Source organism: Micromonospora luteifusca (genome assembly GCF_016907275.1).
GTDB lineage: Bacteria > Actinomycetota > Actinomycetes > Mycobacteriales > Micromonosporaceae > Micromonospora > Micromonospora luteifusca.
Map to the genome: position 1 here is coordinate 6438885 of NZ_JAFBBP010000001.1, position 14209 is coordinate 6453093.

Annotated in this window: 14 protein-coding genes and 1 riboswitch; of the genes, 7 read left to right on the forward strand and 7 right to left on the reverse strand. The window is 69.1% G+C overall.

The features are described from left to right. Window positions 1-6: 6 nt before the first annotated feature. Together JOD64_RS28980 and JOD64_RS28985 are read right to left on the reverse strand one after the other, a co-directional pair. Window positions 7-729, reverse strand: coding sequence for a FadR/GntR family transcriptional regulator (locus JOD64_RS28980; protein WP_204945163.1), 723 nt, complete (start codon window positions 727-729; stop codon window positions 7-9). A gap of 8 nt (window positions 730-737) precedes the next feature. Continuing rightward, the gene (locus JOD64_RS28985; protein WP_204945164.1) at window positions 738-2132 is read right to left on the reverse strand and encodes an enolase C-terminal domain-like protein; all 1395 of its coding nucleotides are present in this window, start codon (window positions 2130-2132) and stop codon (window positions 738-740) included. Window positions 2133-2677: 545 nt separating this feature from the next. Then, window positions 2678-2894: riboswitch (cobalamin riboswitch) on the forward strand. 196 nt (window positions 2895-3090) lie between these two features. On the opposite strand from JOD64_RS28985, the gene JOD64_RS28990 reads away from it, so the two are divergent. Both JOD64_RS28990 and JOD64_RS28995 read left to right on the forward strand, forming a co-directional pair. Next, window positions 3091-5409, forward strand: a complete 2319-nt coding sequence (locus JOD64_RS28990) for a ribonucleoside-diphosphate reductase subunit alpha (protein ID WP_239561861.1) — start codon at window positions 3091-3093, stop codon at window positions 5407-5409. 11 nt (window positions 5410-5420) lie between these two features. Further along, window positions 5421-6455, forward strand: coding sequence for a ribonucleotide-diphosphate reductase subunit beta (locus tag JOD64_RS28995; protein ID WP_204946308.1), 1035 nt, complete (start codon window positions 5421-5423; stop codon window positions 6453-6455). On the opposite strand, the gene JOD64_RS29000 is transcribed toward JOD64_RS28995, so the two are convergent. Continuing rightward, the gene (locus JOD64_RS29000; RefSeq protein WP_204945166.1) at window positions 6452-7366 is read right to left on the reverse strand and encodes a MerR family transcriptional regulator; all 915 of its coding nucleotides are present in this window, start codon (window positions 7364-7366) and stop codon (window positions 6452-6454) included. The genes JOD64_RS28995 and JOD64_RS29000 overlap by 4 nt on opposite strands. A gap of 118 nt (window positions 7367-7484) precedes the next feature. Here JOD64_RS29000 and eno point away from each other — a divergent pair, with 118 nt between their 5' ends. After that, entirely contained in the window at window positions 7485-8750 is a 1266-nt protein-coding gene (gene eno / locus JOD64_RS29005) for a phosphopyruvate hydratase (RefSeq protein WP_204945167.1), read from the forward strand. A gap of 33 nt (window positions 8751-8783) precedes the next feature. On the opposite strand, the gene JOD64_RS29010 is transcribed toward eno, so the two are convergent. Genes JOD64_RS29010 through JOD64_RS29020 form a run of 3 tightly spaced genes read right to left on the reverse strand, consistent with a single transcriptional unit; the run spans window position 8784 to window position 10651 of the window. After that, window positions 8784-9191 carry an arsenate reductase ArsC gene (locus JOD64_RS29010; protein ID WP_204945168.1) on the reverse strand — a complete coding sequence of 136 codons (408 nt, stop codon included), beginning with the start codon at window positions 9189-9191 and terminating at the stop codon, window positions 8784-8786. A gap of 18 nt (window positions 9192-9209) precedes the next feature. Next, the gene (gene arsB, locus JOD64_RS29015) at window positions 9210-10301 is read right to left on the reverse strand and encodes an ACR3 family arsenite efflux transporter (RefSeq protein ID WP_204945169.1); all 1092 of its coding nucleotides are present in this window, start codon (window positions 10299-10301) and stop codon (window positions 9210-9212) included. Continuing rightward, window positions 10298-10651, reverse strand: coding sequence for an ArsR/SmtB family transcription factor (locus JOD64_RS29020; RefSeq protein WP_204945170.1), 354 nt, complete (start codon window positions 10649-10651; stop codon window positions 10298-10300). Before JOD64_RS29020 ends, arsB begins: the two co-directional genes overlap by 4 nt. 95 nt (window positions 10652-10746) lie before the next feature. Here JOD64_RS29020 and JOD64_RS29025 point away from each other — a divergent pair, with 95 nt between their 5' ends. Continuing rightward, window positions 10747-11244, forward strand: a complete 498-nt coding sequence (locus JOD64_RS29025; RefSeq protein WP_204945171.1) for a GNAT family N-acetyltransferase — start codon at window positions 10747-10749, stop codon at window positions 11242-11244. Between the two features lie 75 nt (window positions 11245-11319). Beyond that, on the forward strand, window positions 11320-12603 hold the full coding sequence (locus JOD64_RS29030; protein ID WP_204945172.1) for an FAD-dependent oxidoreductase: 1284 nt from the start codon (window positions 11320-11322) through the stop codon (window positions 12601-12603). Between the two features lie 75 nt (window positions 12604-12678). Here JOD64_RS29030 and JOD64_RS29035 read toward each other — a convergent pair whose 3' ends face one another. Continuing rightward, window positions 12679-13032 carry a TraR/DksA family transcriptional regulator gene (locus tag JOD64_RS29035; protein WP_204945173.1) on the reverse strand — a complete coding sequence of 118 codons (354 nt, stop codon included), beginning with the start codon at window positions 13030-13032 and terminating at the stop codon, window positions 12679-12681. A 117-nt stretch (window positions 13033-13149) separates the two neighbouring features. On the opposite strand from JOD64_RS29035, the gene JOD64_RS33635 reads away from it, so the two are divergent. Further along, on the forward strand, window positions 13150-13740 hold the full coding sequence (locus JOD64_RS33635; RefSeq protein ID WP_204945174.1) for a TetR/AcrR family transcriptional regulator: 591 nt from the start codon (window positions 13150-13152) through the stop codon (window positions 13738-13740). A gap of 116 nt (window positions 13741-13856) precedes the next feature. Then, on the forward strand, window positions 13857-14207 hold the full coding sequence (locus JOD64_RS29045) for a DUF1330 domain-containing protein (protein ID WP_204945175.1): 351 nt from the start codon (window positions 13857-13859) through the stop codon (window positions 14205-14207). Window positions 14208-14209 lie beyond the last annotated feature (2 nt).

Genomic DNA, 14209 nt, shown 5'->3' on the forward strand with positions numbered 1-14209 from the left:
GGCGGCTCAGAACCGAGCGGGCTCGGCGTTCGTGTCACCGTCGTCGGGCAGCCCGTGCAACGACTCCTCCACCCCGATCAGGTGGTTGGCCATCCGGATGCGGGCCCGCTCCGGGTCGCGTGCCAGGAGAGCCTGCAGGATTGCGACATGTTCGTCATGAGTACGCCGGTCCGCGCCCTCCTCGTGCAGGCTCCGCCAGAGCCGCCCGCGTAGAGTGCGCCCGGCGAAGGCCTCGATCAGACCGACGAGCACCGGATTCTCGGCGTGCACGGCGATGATCCGGTGGAACGCGATGTCGATCTCCATGATCCGCTCGTGGTCCTGCGGTGACCGACCGGCGATCCGGGCCGCCTCGTCGAGCAGTTCTCCCGCCTGGGCGAGAGCCTCGTCGGTGATCCTGGTCGCCGCCAACCGGGCGGCCTCGCACTCCAGCAGCCGCCGGACGGTGTGGATGTGCCGTGGGTCGCCCTGGCCCTGGAAGTCCACCACGAAGCCCATCGGGGCCAGCAGTTGCGGCGCGTCGAGGTTGGTGATGTAGGTGCCGTCACCCTGGCGGATGTTGACGATGCCGAGGATCGACAGGGCGGACATCCCCTCACGCAGCGATCCCCGGGAGACGCCGAGCGACTCGGCGAGGTCCTTCTCGATGGGCAGCCGGTCCCCGGGCTTGAACCTTCCTTCGAGGATCATCCGCTTGATGCCGTTCACCACCTCGTCGGTGCGCGACATGACACCTCCTAGCGGCCGGCGGGGGTGGCCGTTCCACCCGCGATCACGTACGGCTCCGGAGATGACACGGTAGTCGGCTGTGCCGCAGCCCAGTAGGGGCCGTCGGGAAAGCGGTAGAGCGCGACCGACTGGGGACGCATCCGCGTGGAGTAGCCGGGCTGGCTGGGCAGGACGTAACCGCTGCCCGAACCGGCGTCGCGGACGATGCACGGGTCGGTGAAGTGCTCGTGCAGGTGGTCGACGAACTCGGTGACACGGTCGGTGAGATCTCCCGAGATCGAGACGTAGTCGAGCACCGAGACGTGTTGCACCATCTCGCACAGCCCGACACCGCCGGCGTGTGGGCAGACGGGGACGTCGAACTTCGCGGCGAGGAGCAGCACGGCGACGATCTCGTTGATGCTGGCCAGCCTGCCGGTGTCCAGTTGGCAGAAGTCGATGGCCCCGGCCTGGAACAGCTGCTTGAACATCACCCGGTTGTGGCAGTGTTCGCCGGTGGCGACTCCGATGGGAGCGACGGCGCGGCGGACGGCCGCATGGCCCAGGATGTCGTCGGGGCTGGTCGGCTCCTCGATCCACAGTGGCTCGAACTGGGCGAGGGCCTTCACCCACTCGATGGCCTGTCCGACGTCCCACACCTGGTTGGCGTCGATCATCAGGTTGCGGTGTGGGCCGAGGATCTCGCGGGCGATCCCGCACCGGCGGATGTCGTCGTCGAGGTTGGCGCCCACCTTGAGCTTGACGTAGCCGTAGCCGCTGTCCACCGCCTCCTGACACAGCCGGCGCAGCTTGTCGTCGCCGTAGCCGAGCCAGCCGGCGGAGGTGGTGTAGGCGGGGTAGCCGGTCCGGTCGAGCTCGGCGAGACGATCGGCCTTCGTGCTCTCCTTGGCGCGCAGGATGGCCAGTGCCTCGTCCCGGGTCAGCGCGTCGGACAGGTAGCGCAGGTCCGCGATGTCGACGAGTTCTTCGGGGGACATGTCGACGAGCAGCCGCCACAGCGGCTTGTCGGCGAGCCGGGCGACCAGGTCCCACGACGCGTTCAGCACGGCGGCCAGCGACAGGTGGACGACGCCCTTCTCCGGCCCGAGCCAGCGCAGCTGCGAGTCGGAGGTGAGGAGGCGGTAGACCGCACCCATGTCCGCTGCCATCGTCGCGACGTCCAGGCCCACGAGGCTCTGTGCCTGATGGACCGCCGCCGCGACGACGATGTCGTTGCCCCGGCCGATGGTGAAGGTCAGACCGTGGCCCGCGAGCGGCGCACCCACGCTGTCGACGCCGTCGGTGTGCAGAACGACGTAGGCCGCCGAGTAGTCGCCGTCCTTGTTCATGGCGTCGGAGCCGTCAGCGGTCAGGGAGGTGGGGAAGCGGACGTCCTCGACGGTGACGGCAGTGATCTGCGGCATGCGCTCCTCGCCCGGCTAGGCCAAAGATCAGATGATCACTGGGAGTATACGGAGGGCGGATCCGGCCCGTCAACGATGTCGATCACCCCCCGGCCACAGACATCCAATGTTTCGAATGGTCTGCTTTTGACGACGCTACCGGTTGGCGGGTGCCCGCCGTGGGCTGCGGTGGCAGGCCTCGTGCTGGTGGACGCCGCCCCCGTAGTCGATTTTTCTGGGCATTCCCGGGCTGCGGGCGTCGGCTCGTCCCGGTCGAGGCATTGACAAGAGGATCCGGATAGGACCCGTGAAGATAAGATGTTCATTCAGGACGGAAACATTGACGGCGAAGTATGAGCAGGATTCTTTACATCTGTTGACTCGATACATCGCACCTTTCTGGCTCCACCACGCCTTCGTCCGGGCCTCGGCGGCGCCGGCGTTCACCGCCTCGCATCGGCCGGGCCGAGCGTGTCCCTCGGGGCCGGTGACGGTCGTCACCAGCCCGGCCGCCGACACGCCCCGGGACCGACATGTGGGGTGTGACAACGGCAGCGTCCCTATATATGGTGTCGAGCGCAGCTGGTTCGGCCGCTCATCCGGGGCGGTCGAGGCAACAGGGAACCCGGTGGAAATCCGGGACTGTCCCGCAGCGGTGAGTGGGAACGACCGCCGTCAGAAGCACTGGGCCACCAATCGGTCTGGGAAGCGACGGCCAGTAGGAGACCGGCGAACCCGGTCCTGCCCGCGAGTCCGAAGACCTGCCAGCGCGCCACGTACCCGAACCCGGGTTGCGCGGCGGTCCGAGGCCGCGTGGGACGGCTGACGCCACCCGACCCACGTCCGCATGGCGTGGCGTCCGCCGGTGTCTGTCTCCACGCGTCCGAGGGCCATCAGGTCTCGAACTCGCGAGGAGTGAGTGGTGACAGTCACCGAGGTAGTCCCGGCCAGCGGCGACGCGGCCCTGCGACGGACGCCGATGCAGGTCCGCAAGCGCAACGGCAGCACCGAGTCCGTGGAGTTGAACAAGATCGTCCGGGCGGTCGAACGGTGGGCCGACGACCTGACCGACGTCGACCCGATGCGCGTCGCCACCCGCACGATCAGCGGCCTGTACGACGGCGCGACGACGGCCGAGTTGGACCGGCTGTCCATCCAGACCGCCGCCGAGATGATCGGTGAGGAACCGCAGTACTCGCGCCTCGCCGCCCGGCTCCTGTCCGGCTACGTCGACAAGGAGGTGCGCCGGCAGGGCGTCACCTCGTTCAGCGCGGCGATCCGGATCGGCCATGCCGAGGGGCTCATCGGTGACGACACCGCGGCGTTCGTCGCCGCTCACGACGCGATGCTCGACGACGCCATCGATCCGGACGGCGACCGGAGGTTCGAGTACTTCGGCCTGCGCACGGTGTACGACCGGTACCTGCTGCGCCACCCCACCAGCCGGCTGGTGCTGGAGACCCCGCAGTACTGGCTGCTGCGGGTTGCCTGCGGGTTGTCCCAAACGCCGGACGAGGCGATCGGCTTCTACCGACTGATGTCCAGCCTGGCTTATCTGCCCAGCTCACCGACGTTGTTCAACTCCGGGACCCGACACACCCAGATGTCCTCCTGCTACCTGGTCGACTCGCCGCTGGACGAGTTGGACTCGATCTACCAGCGGTACGCCCAGGTCGCCAACCTGTCCAAGTTCGCCGGCGGCATCGGCATCGCGTACTCCCGGGTCCGGTCCCGGGGCGCACTGATCCGCGGCACCAACGGGCAGTCCAACGGGATCGTGCCGTGGCTGCGCACGCTGGACGCGAGTGTCGCCGCGGTCAACCAGGGCGGCCGGCGCAAGGGCGCGGCGTGCGTCTACCTGGAGCCGTGGCATCCGGACATCGAGGAGTTCCTGCAACTGCGGGACAACACCGGCGAGGACGCCCGGCGCACCCACAACCTGAACCTGGCCAACTGGATCCCGGACGAGTTCATGCGCCGGGTCGAGGCCGACGAGATGTGGTCGCTGTTCGACCCGCACGAGGTGCCCGAACTGCCCGACCTGTGGGGGGAGCGCTTCGACGCCGCGTACCGGGAGGCCGAGGCGCAGGGTCGCTACGTACGGCAGGTCCCGGCCCGCGAGCTGTACGGGAAGATGATGCGGACCCTCGCCCAGACCGGCAACGGGTGGATGACCTTCAAGGACGCCGCCAACCGACTGTGCAACCAGACCGCCGAAGACGGCAACGTGGTGCACCTGTCCAACCTCTGCACCGAGATCGTCGAGGTGTCCAGCGACGCCGAGACCGCCGTGTGCAACCTCGGTTCGGTGAACCTCGCCGCCCACCTCACCGACGACGGCATCGACTGGGAGCGCCTGCGCGCCACCGTCCGTACCGCGGTGACCTTCCTCGACCGGGTCATCGACATCAACTACTACCCGACCCCGCAGGCAGCGGCGAGCAACCCCCGCTGGCGGCCGGTCGGGCTCGGCCTGATGGGTCTGCAGGACGTGTTCTTCGCACTGCGGCTGCCGTTCGACTCCCCGGTCGCGCGGGAGCTGTCCACCCGGATCAGCGAGGAGCTGTACCTGACCGCGCTGGAGACCTCCGCCGACCTGGCCCGCCGCTTCGGCGCACATCCGGCGTACGGGCAGACCCGGGCCGCGCGGGGCCAGTTGCAACCGGACCTGTGGGGTGTCGAGGGCACGCAGACCGCACGCTGGGCCGCGCTGCGGGAGCGGGTCGAGGCGTACGGGCTGCGTAACTCGCTGCTGGTGGCGGTCGCCCCGACCGCGACCATCGCCTCGATCGCCGGGTGCTACGAGTGCATCGAGCCGCAGGTGTCCAACCTGTTCAAGCGCGAGACCCTGTCGGGGGAGTTCCTCCAGGTCAACACCGCTCTGGTACGCGAGCTGAAGGCCCGCGGTCTGTGGACCGACCGGATCCGGTCGGCGATCAAGCGCGCCGAGGGGTCGGTGCAGGAGATCGCGGAGTTGCCAGCCGGCGTCCGGGAGCTGTTCCGCACGTCATGGGAACTGCCGCAGCGGGCGCTGATCGACCTGGCCGCCGCCCGCGCCCCGTTCATCGACCAGTCGCAGTCGCTGAACCTGTTCCTGGCCGCACCGACCATCGGCAAGCTCTCCTCGATGTACCTGTACGCCTGGAAGGCCGGGCTGAAATCCACCTACTACCTGCGCTCGCGCCCCGCCACCCGGATCCAGCAGGCCACCGTCAGCGCCGTCGCACCCGTCACGGTCGACGCGGAGGCGCTGGCCTGCTCGCTGGAGAACCCCGAGTCGTGCGAGGCCTGCCAGTGAGCACCGCCGACATGATCGCCGACACCACCGCCGACCCGAGGACCACGCACATGCTGCTCGACCCCGGGATGGACCTCACCCTCCGTCCCATGCGCTACCCGCACTTCTTCGACCGGTTCCGCGACGCCATCCGCAACACCTGGACGGTCGAGGAGGTCGACCTGCACGCCGACCTCGCCGACCTGGACAAGCTGTCGCCGGCTGAGCGGCACCTGGTCAGCCGGCTGGTCGCGTTCTTCGCCACCGGCGACACGATCGTCGCGAACAACCTGGTGCTCAACCTCTACCAGCACGTCAACAGCCCCGAGGGTCGCCTCTACCTGTCCCGGCAGTTGTTCGAGGAGGCCGTGCACGTCCAGTTCTACCTCAACCTGCTCGACACGTACGTGCCCGACGAGAATGAGCGGTTCGCCGCCTTCGCCGCGATCGAGAACATCCCCTCGATCCGCCGCAAGGCTGAGTTCTGCTTCCGCTGGATCGACTCGTTGAACGACCTGCGGGAGTTGCGGTCCCGGGAGGACCGGCGCACGTTCCTGCTCAACCTGATCTGCTTCGCCGCCTGCATCGAGGGGCTGTTCTTCTACGGAGCGTTCGCCTACGTCTACTTCCTGCGTTCCCGTGGCCTGCTGCACGGCCTGGCCTCCGGCACCAACTGGGTGTTCCGTGACGAGTCCATGCACATGGCGTTCGCGTTCGACGTCGTCGACACCGTCCGCGGCGAGGAGCCGGACCTGTTCGACGACGACCTCGCCGACCAGGTTCGGCAGATGCTGACCGAGGCTGTCGAGTGTGAGGTGCAGTTCGCCGAGGACCTGTTGGGCCACGGTGTGCCCGGTCTGACGTTGACCGACATGCGGGAGTACCTCCAGCACGTCGCCGACCGCCGCCTCGCCCAACTCGGCATCGCCCCGCACTACGGGTCGAGCAACCCGTTCGCCTTCATGGAGTTGCAGGACGTGCAGGAGCTGTCCAACTTCTTCGAGCGGCGGGTGTCGGCGTACCAGGTCGGGGTGACCGGCACGGTCGCCTTCGACGACGACTTCTAGGCGGCAACCGATCCGGGAGCCTGGCGTCGCTTGGTGAGCCACCGCATTACGTGCAGGGGGTGCGACGCCGGGTCCGGAATCGGATGGAAGACATGTTCCACCTCGCCGTCGGCGATGATCAGGGTCAGCCGCTCGTAGAGCGTCATGTCACCTGCGGTGCGGGTGGGCAGACGCAGTGCGTCGGCCAGGGTCAGCCTCGGGTCGGGGATCAGCGGGTAGGGCAGCCGCAGCCGGTGCGCGAGTTCACGCTGATAGCCGGTCGACTGCGCCGACAGGCCGTACACCCGGGCAGCGCCGGCCGCCCGGAGTTCCGCGTGGTGGTCGCGGAACCAGGCGGCCTGCTCGGTGCTGCCGCGGGCGCCGTGGATCTCCAGCAGCCCGTTGGGCAGGTCAACGCCCGGCCGCCCGGTAAGGGGGTAGACGAAGATGACGCTCCGCCCGGCGCCGAGCGCGCCGAGATCGACCGGGCGGCCGTCGGTGCCGTAGAACGACAGCTGGGGCAATCTGGTGCCGACCAGCGCGGTGGGGTCGGCGTCGACCGGGTGAACGCCGGGTACGACCTGAGTCGCGGCCGCGTCGAGGCGAGCGTCCAGCGCGTCCCGCTGGGCGGTCAGCTTGCCGATCCGTTCCTGCAGGTTGGTGATCGTGCTGCGGTAGGTGGCCACCGCCGCCGCGCACACGTCGGAGTCGTCGGAACCACCGGCGATCGACTCCACGAACGGGCGGGTCTCCTCGACGGTGAGACCGAGCGCCATCAGCTCGCGTATCTGCGCCACCAGCCGTACGGCGATCGCGTCGTACTCGCGGTAGCCGTTGCCCAGCCGCCGCGGGACGACCAGCCCGGCCGATTCGTAGTACCGCAGCGCCCGGACCGTGGTCCCGGTCCGGCGTGCCAGCTCACCCACCCGCATCCTGCGACCCTAAACCCGCACCCCAGGGTACGGGTCAACGTGTTCATCGTCGCGGTGTCACGGCCGCCGTTTCCTGCCAGTCTGGCTGCGAAAAGGCATCCTGAACAGGGAGTGTGTGATGACGGCAATCAGTCGGGTGCGTGGTCGGCAGATCCTCGACAGCAGGGGTAACCCGACGGTGGAGGCGGATGTGGTCCTCGCCGACGGGTCGGTCGGCCGGGCCGCCGTTCCGTCCGGCGCGTCGACGGGGGCGAACGAGGCGGTCGAGCTGCGCGACGGAGATCGGACGCGCTTTCACGGCAAGGGCGTCAGTACGGCCGTCGCCGCGGTCAACGGCGAGATCGCCGACGCCGTGGTCGGCCTCGACGCGGAGGACCAGGCGCTGATCGACGAGACGATGATCGCTCTCGACGGTTCGAAGGACAAGGGTCGGCTGGGCGCCAACGCGATCCTGGCGGTGTCCCTGGCGACCGCGAAGGCGGCGGCGCTGGCTCACCGGCAGCCGCTCTACCGCTACGTCGGTGGCGTCGGTGCCCGCCTGCTGCCGGTGCCGATGATGAACATCATCAATGGTGGCGCGCACGCCGACAACCCGATCGACTTCCAGGAATTCATGATCGCCCCGGTCGGAGCGCCGACCTTCGCCGAGGCGGTCCGGATGGGTTCGGAGGTCTTCCACACCCTCAAGGCGTCCCTGGCCGCGGCCGGCCACAGCACCAGCGTCGGTGACGAGGGCGGCTTCGCGCCGAACTTCACGAACGCCGACGAGGCGCTGCGGTTCGTGCTGCGGGCGATCGAGGACACCGGCTACGAGCCCGGGACCGACATGCTGATCTGCCTCGACCCGGCCAGCTCGGAGTTCTTCCGCGCGGGTGTCTACGACTACGTCGGGGAGGGACGCAAGCGCACCGTCGAGGAGCACATCGACTACCTGCTCGACCTGGTTGCCCGCTACCCGATCAGCTCGATCGAGGACCCGATGGCGGAGGACGACTTCGATGGCTGGAAGCGGCTGACCGCGATGGCGGGGGAGCGCGTGCAGTTGGTCGGCGACGACGTCTTCTGCACCGACGTCGACCGGTTGCGCGACGGGATCGCCGGCGGTTACGCCAACGCCATCCTGGTCAAGGTCAACCAGATCGGCACGCTCACCGAGACCCTCGCGACGGTGGACGCCGCCCACAAGGCGGGCTACCGGGTGGTGATGTCGCACCGGTCCGGGGAGACCGAGGACACCACCATCGCTGACCTGGCCGTGGGCGTCGGCTGCGGTCAGATCAAGACCGGCTCGCTGTCGCGCTCCGACCGCACCGCCAAGTACAACCAGCTCATCCGCATTGAGGAGGAGCTCGGTGACCGTGCCATCTACGCCGGGAGCCGTTGAGGACACCCGGGCGTGGCGGGTGCACCCCGCACGTCAGGCGACGGGGTTCAGCTCGGTGAGGAGCTGCTCCACCCGGGTGCGGATCTCGTCGCGGATCGGGCGGACGGACTCGACGCCCTTGCCGGCCGGGTCGTCGAGCTTCCAGTCCTCGTAGCGCTTGCCGGGAAAGACCGGGCAGGTGTCGCCGCAGCCCATCGTCACGATGACGTCAGAGGACTGCGCGGTCGCGTACTCCAGGATCTTGGGGGTCTGGTCGGTGATGTCGATGCCGACCTCCCTCATGGCCTGCACGGCGGCGGGGTTGACCGTCTCGGCCGGCGCGGAGCCGGCCGAGCGGACCTCGACGGTGTCGCCGGCGAGGTGGCGCAGCCAGCCGGCGGCCATCTGGGAACGGCCGGCGTTGTGCACGCAGACGAACAGGACGCTGGGCTTGTCGCTCATCAGGGGTTTCCTTCCGGGTTACGCGGTTGCGGAGTGCGCGGTGGTGAAGAACCGGCGGCGTGCCCAGAGGGAGACGTAGACGAGCCCGACCAGGACGGGCACCTCGATCAGTGGGCCGACGACCCCGGCGAGGGCCTGCCCGGAGGCGATGCCGAAGGTGCCGACCGCGACGGCGATGGCGAGTTCGAAGTTGTTGCCGGCAGCGGTGAAGGCCAGGGTGGTGGTGCGCTCGTAGCCGAGACCGATGGCCCGGCCGAGGGCGTAGGAGCCGGCCCACATGAGCGCGAAGTACACCAGCAGGGGCAGCGCGATGCGGACCACGTCCAGGGGTCGGCTGGTGATGGCGTCTCCCTGCAGAGCGAACAGGATCACGATCGTGAACAGCAGTCCGTAGAGGGCGGCCGGGCCGATCCGCGGCAGGAAACGGGCCTCGTACCAGTCGCGGCCCTTGGCACGCTCGCCGAGACGGCGGGTCAGGTAACCGGCGAGCAGCGGGATGCCCAGGAAAATGAGCACGTTGCGGGCGATGTCCCAGGCCGAGATGGTCAACTCGGCGCCGGACAACCCCAGCCAGCCGGGGAGCACCGAGAGATAGAACCAGCCGAGCAGGCCGAAGGCGACGACCTGGAAGACGGAGTTGAGGGCGACCAGGACGGCGGCGGCCTCCCGGTCGCCGCAGGCCAGGTCGTTCCAGATGATCACCATGGCAATGCAGCGGGCCAGGCCGACGATGATCAAACCGGTCCGGTACGCGGGCTGGTCGGCCAGGAAGATCCAGGCCAGGGCGAACATCACGGCGGGTCCGATGAGCCAGTTGAGGACCAGCGAGGAGATCAGCAGTCGGCGGTCGCCGGTGACGGTGTCGAGTCGGTCGTAGCGGACCTTCGCGAGCACCGGGTACATCATGATCAGAAGGCCGATCGCGATCGGCAGCGAGATCCCGCCGATCGTCACCGAGTCGAGCGCGCTGTTCAGGCCGGGGATCAGTCGGCCGAGGAGCAGCCCGGCAACCATCGCCAGCCCGATCCAGACCGGTAGGAACTGGTCGAGTCGGGAGAGGCGGCCGACCACGGCGATCTCCGGCGAATCGCTCCGGATTGTGGTGCTCATGCGGCCGGTGCGACGGTGAGCAGGGTGGCGAGTTGGCGCAGGAGGGCCGGTCGGGCGCGGTAGTAGACCCAGGTGCCCCGACGCTCGGCGTCGACGAGCCCCGCTTCACGCAGGGTCTTCAGGTGGTGCGAGATGGTCGGGCCGGTCAGGTCGAACGCGGGGGTCAGATCGCAGACGCAGATCTCCCCGCTCTCCGCGGAAGCGATCATCGACATCAGTTGCAGACGCACCGGGTCGCCCAGGGCCTTGAACGCGGACGCGAGCACCGCGGCGGCCTCGGCCGGTACGCGTCGCTCGGTCAGGGGAGGGCAGCAGGGCACGTCCACGGCCGGCGCCGCTTGATTCGACATTCCTCTAGGTTGACATTGATCTAATCAGCGTGCAACTGTCTGTTTCGACGGACGTCGAGTCAGGCGTCCGACGTCTTCCGGGAGGGAACCCGCTGATGGTCGACATCACCGTGCGTCCCATGGTCGCCGCCGACGCCGACCGGGTCCTGGCGATCTACCAGGCCGGCCTCGACGCCGGCAACGCCAGCTTCGAGATCACCGCCCCGACCTGGGCGGCGTTCGACACCGCGCGGCTGAGCGCGCATCGCTTCGTGGCCATCGACGGCGACCGCACCGCCCTCGGCTGGATCGCCGTCACACCCACCTCGACCCGCCCGGTGTACGCCGGTGTCGTCGAACACTCCGTCTACGTGGACCCGGCTGCCCAGGGCCGTGGCATCGCCCGACTGCTGCTGGACGAGTTGATCACCTCCACCGAGGCCGCCGGCATCTGGACGATCCAGTCCGGCGTCTTCCCGGAGAACACCGCGAGCCTGACACTGCACCAGCGGGCCGGGTTCAGGGTCGTCGGCGTACGCGAACGGGTCGGTCGCCACCACGGCCGCTGGCGCGACGTCGTCCTGCTCGAGCGACGCAGTCGCGTCATCACCTGACCGATCCTGGCCCCGGAAGCCGGGCCGCCGCCCGCCTCTTTGCTTCGACAGTCTTCTAGATAGAGGAGTTGTGTGATGAGTGCCCCGGACGACCTTCCTGTCGTGGTGATCGGCGCCGGTCCGACCGGTCTCGCCGCAGCCGCACACCTGCACGAGCGCGGCCTGACCTTCACCGTCCTCGAAGCCGGCGACACCCCGGGCGCCGCCGTACGGCAGTGGGGGCATGTGCGCGTCTTCTCACCGTGGCGTTTCAACATCGACCCGGCCGCCCGCCGGCTCCTCGACGAGGCCGGCTGGGTCGCCCCCGACCCGGAGGCACTGCCGACGGGCGCGGAACTGGTTGGCGACTACCTCCAGCCCCTCGCGGAGTTGCCGCAGCTCAAGCCGCACCTGCGGTACGGGGCACGCGTCGAGGCGATCAGCCGCCTCGGCCTCGACCGGCTGCGCACCGCCGGACGCGACACCGCACCGTTCCTGCTCTGCCTCGCCAACGGCGACGAACTGTTCGCCCGTGCCGTCATCGACGCCACCGGCACCTGGCGTACGCCGAACGTCCTCGGTGCCTCCGGCCTGCCCGCGCGGGGTGAGGCGGACGCGACGGCGTACCTGGAGCACGCGCTGCCGGACGTGCTCGGTGTCGACCGGGACCGGTTCGTCGGCCGGCACACCCTGGTCGTGGGCTCCGGCCACTCGGCCGCCAACACGCTGCTGTCCCTGGCGGAACTGGCCGAATCCGCACCGGGCACCGAGGTGACCTGGGCGATCCGGACCGCCTCGCCGGCGCGTACCTACGGCGGCGCGGCGGCCGACGCGTTGCCCGCCCGCGGCGCCCTGGGCTTACGGCTGCGTACGCACGTCGACGCCGGGCGGATCCGGCTGCTCACCGGATTCGCCGTCCATACGCTCACCCCGGCAGACGGTCGCGTGCGCGTCGTCGTGCGGCACGCCGGCGGGAACGACGAGTCGGTCACCGTCGACCGGATCGTCGCTGCCACCGGCTTCCGCCCCGACCACTCCATCGCCGCTGAGCTGCGTCTGGACCTGGACCCGGTCCTGGGCGCCACCCGCGCTCTGGCCCCGCTGATCGACCCCAACGAGCACTCCTGTGGCACCGTTGCGCCGCACGGCGTGGACGAACTCGCCCACCCGGAGAGCGGCTACTACGCCGTCGGCATGAAGGCCTATGGTCGGGCGCCGACGTTCCTCATGGCCACCGGCTACGAGCAGGTTCGCTCCGTCGTCGCCGCCCTCGCCGGGGACTGGGTGGCCGCTCGTGACGTCCAGCTCGACCTGCCCGAAACCGGCGTGTGCAACAGCAACCCCGCCGACGGTCAGCTGGGCGGCTGTTGCGCCAGCTGATCACCGACTACGACGAAAGCTCTCCTCAGCTGTCCCATCGACGGTCCCCGTCACCTGCCCGGTCGACGGGGGCCGTCACCGCCGGTTGGCGCAGGCGACGCACGTACGCGCCGACGGGCGGGCGACGAGCCGCTCGGCGGGAATCAGACGGGAGCACCGTTCGCACACGCCGTAGCTGCCGTCGTCGACCCGTTGCAGCGCGACGTCCAGCTCGGCCAGGCGTTGGCGCGTCGCGTCCAGGACGGCGGTGAGCTGTGCGCGTTCGAGGGCGATCGTGCTGCCCTCGGGGTCGTGTTCGTCATCGGCGTTGGACGACCGGGACGCCTCGAAGAGGCCCCGTAGGTCGCGGTCCAGGGCGGTGGCCTGAGTTTCGGTCTGCGCGCGCAGCCGCAGCAGTTCCTGGCGGATCGCGCTGGACTCCGGGTTCATGGCCGTTCCACCGTACTTCCCGATGACGGTGATCACAGCACTGGCATTCCGAGACGACCGGTCATATTGTGGTGTCTGTCAGCCAGCCGGAACCCCGGGGGAGAGGAGTGCCAGGAGATGCCACGACCGAAGTCACCAGCCTCCGCCGGGACCAGGCAGCGGCTGTCCGACGCCGCGTTGGACCTGTTCCACCTGCGCGGCTACAACGGAACGAGCGTCCAGGACATCGTGGCCGCCGCCGGGGCGCCCAAGGGCACCTTCTACAACCACTTCGCCAGCAAGGAGGACCTCGCCCTCAACTCGGTGGCGAGGTACTCCGCGGCCATGGGGTTGGAAATGCTCGACGAGAAGCAGGGCGCCACGCCGCTCGAGCGGATCACCAACCACCTCCGCTTCATCACCGGTCTCAGCGACACCATGGGTGACCGTGGTTGCCTGCTCGGCAATTTCGCCACCGAGATCCCGGCCCACAGCGGCGTTCTGCGGGACGCGGTCGACGCCGGCTTCGGCCGCTGGGTCGCCGCCCTCGCCGTGGCCATCGAGCAGGCCCGTGCTGCCGGTGAGCTGCACGGAGAGGAGCCCGCGCGGGAGCTCGCCGGATTCGTCGTCTCCAGCTACGAGGGTGCGGCGGCGCGGGCGAAGGCATCCGGTGACCCGGCAGCCGTCCACGAGTTCTTCGCGATCACCACGGCGCGGATCCTCACGTGATCCTCGCCGGATCCAACCCGTAACAGCCGCGGTGTCTCCTAGGTCGCGGCGTCTACCAGTTATAAGACGACCGGTCGTACGCATTCGACCGGTCAACCACCTCTGAGGAGTGAGACATGAGCACGTACCTGATCAACCACCTGCGTATCCCCGGCGGAGTGCCGACCGAGGAGTCCCTGCGTTACCTGGAGCAGGTAGAGGCCACCACCAAGGCGTACGGCGGCAAGTGGCTCGTCCTGGACGCCGAGGTGCAGATCATCGAGGGCTCCTGGGAGGGCTCGGCCGTCCTGATCGAGTTCCCGGACGCGGAGACCGCGAAGGCCTGGTACAACTCCGCCGAATACCAGGCGATCCTGCCGCTGCGCGTCAACCACACCATCAACGACCTGATCCTGGTGGACTCCGTCAGCCCCGACTTCACGGTGGCCGGCTACGCGCAGAAGATCCGGACCCTGCTCGGTCAGTGACC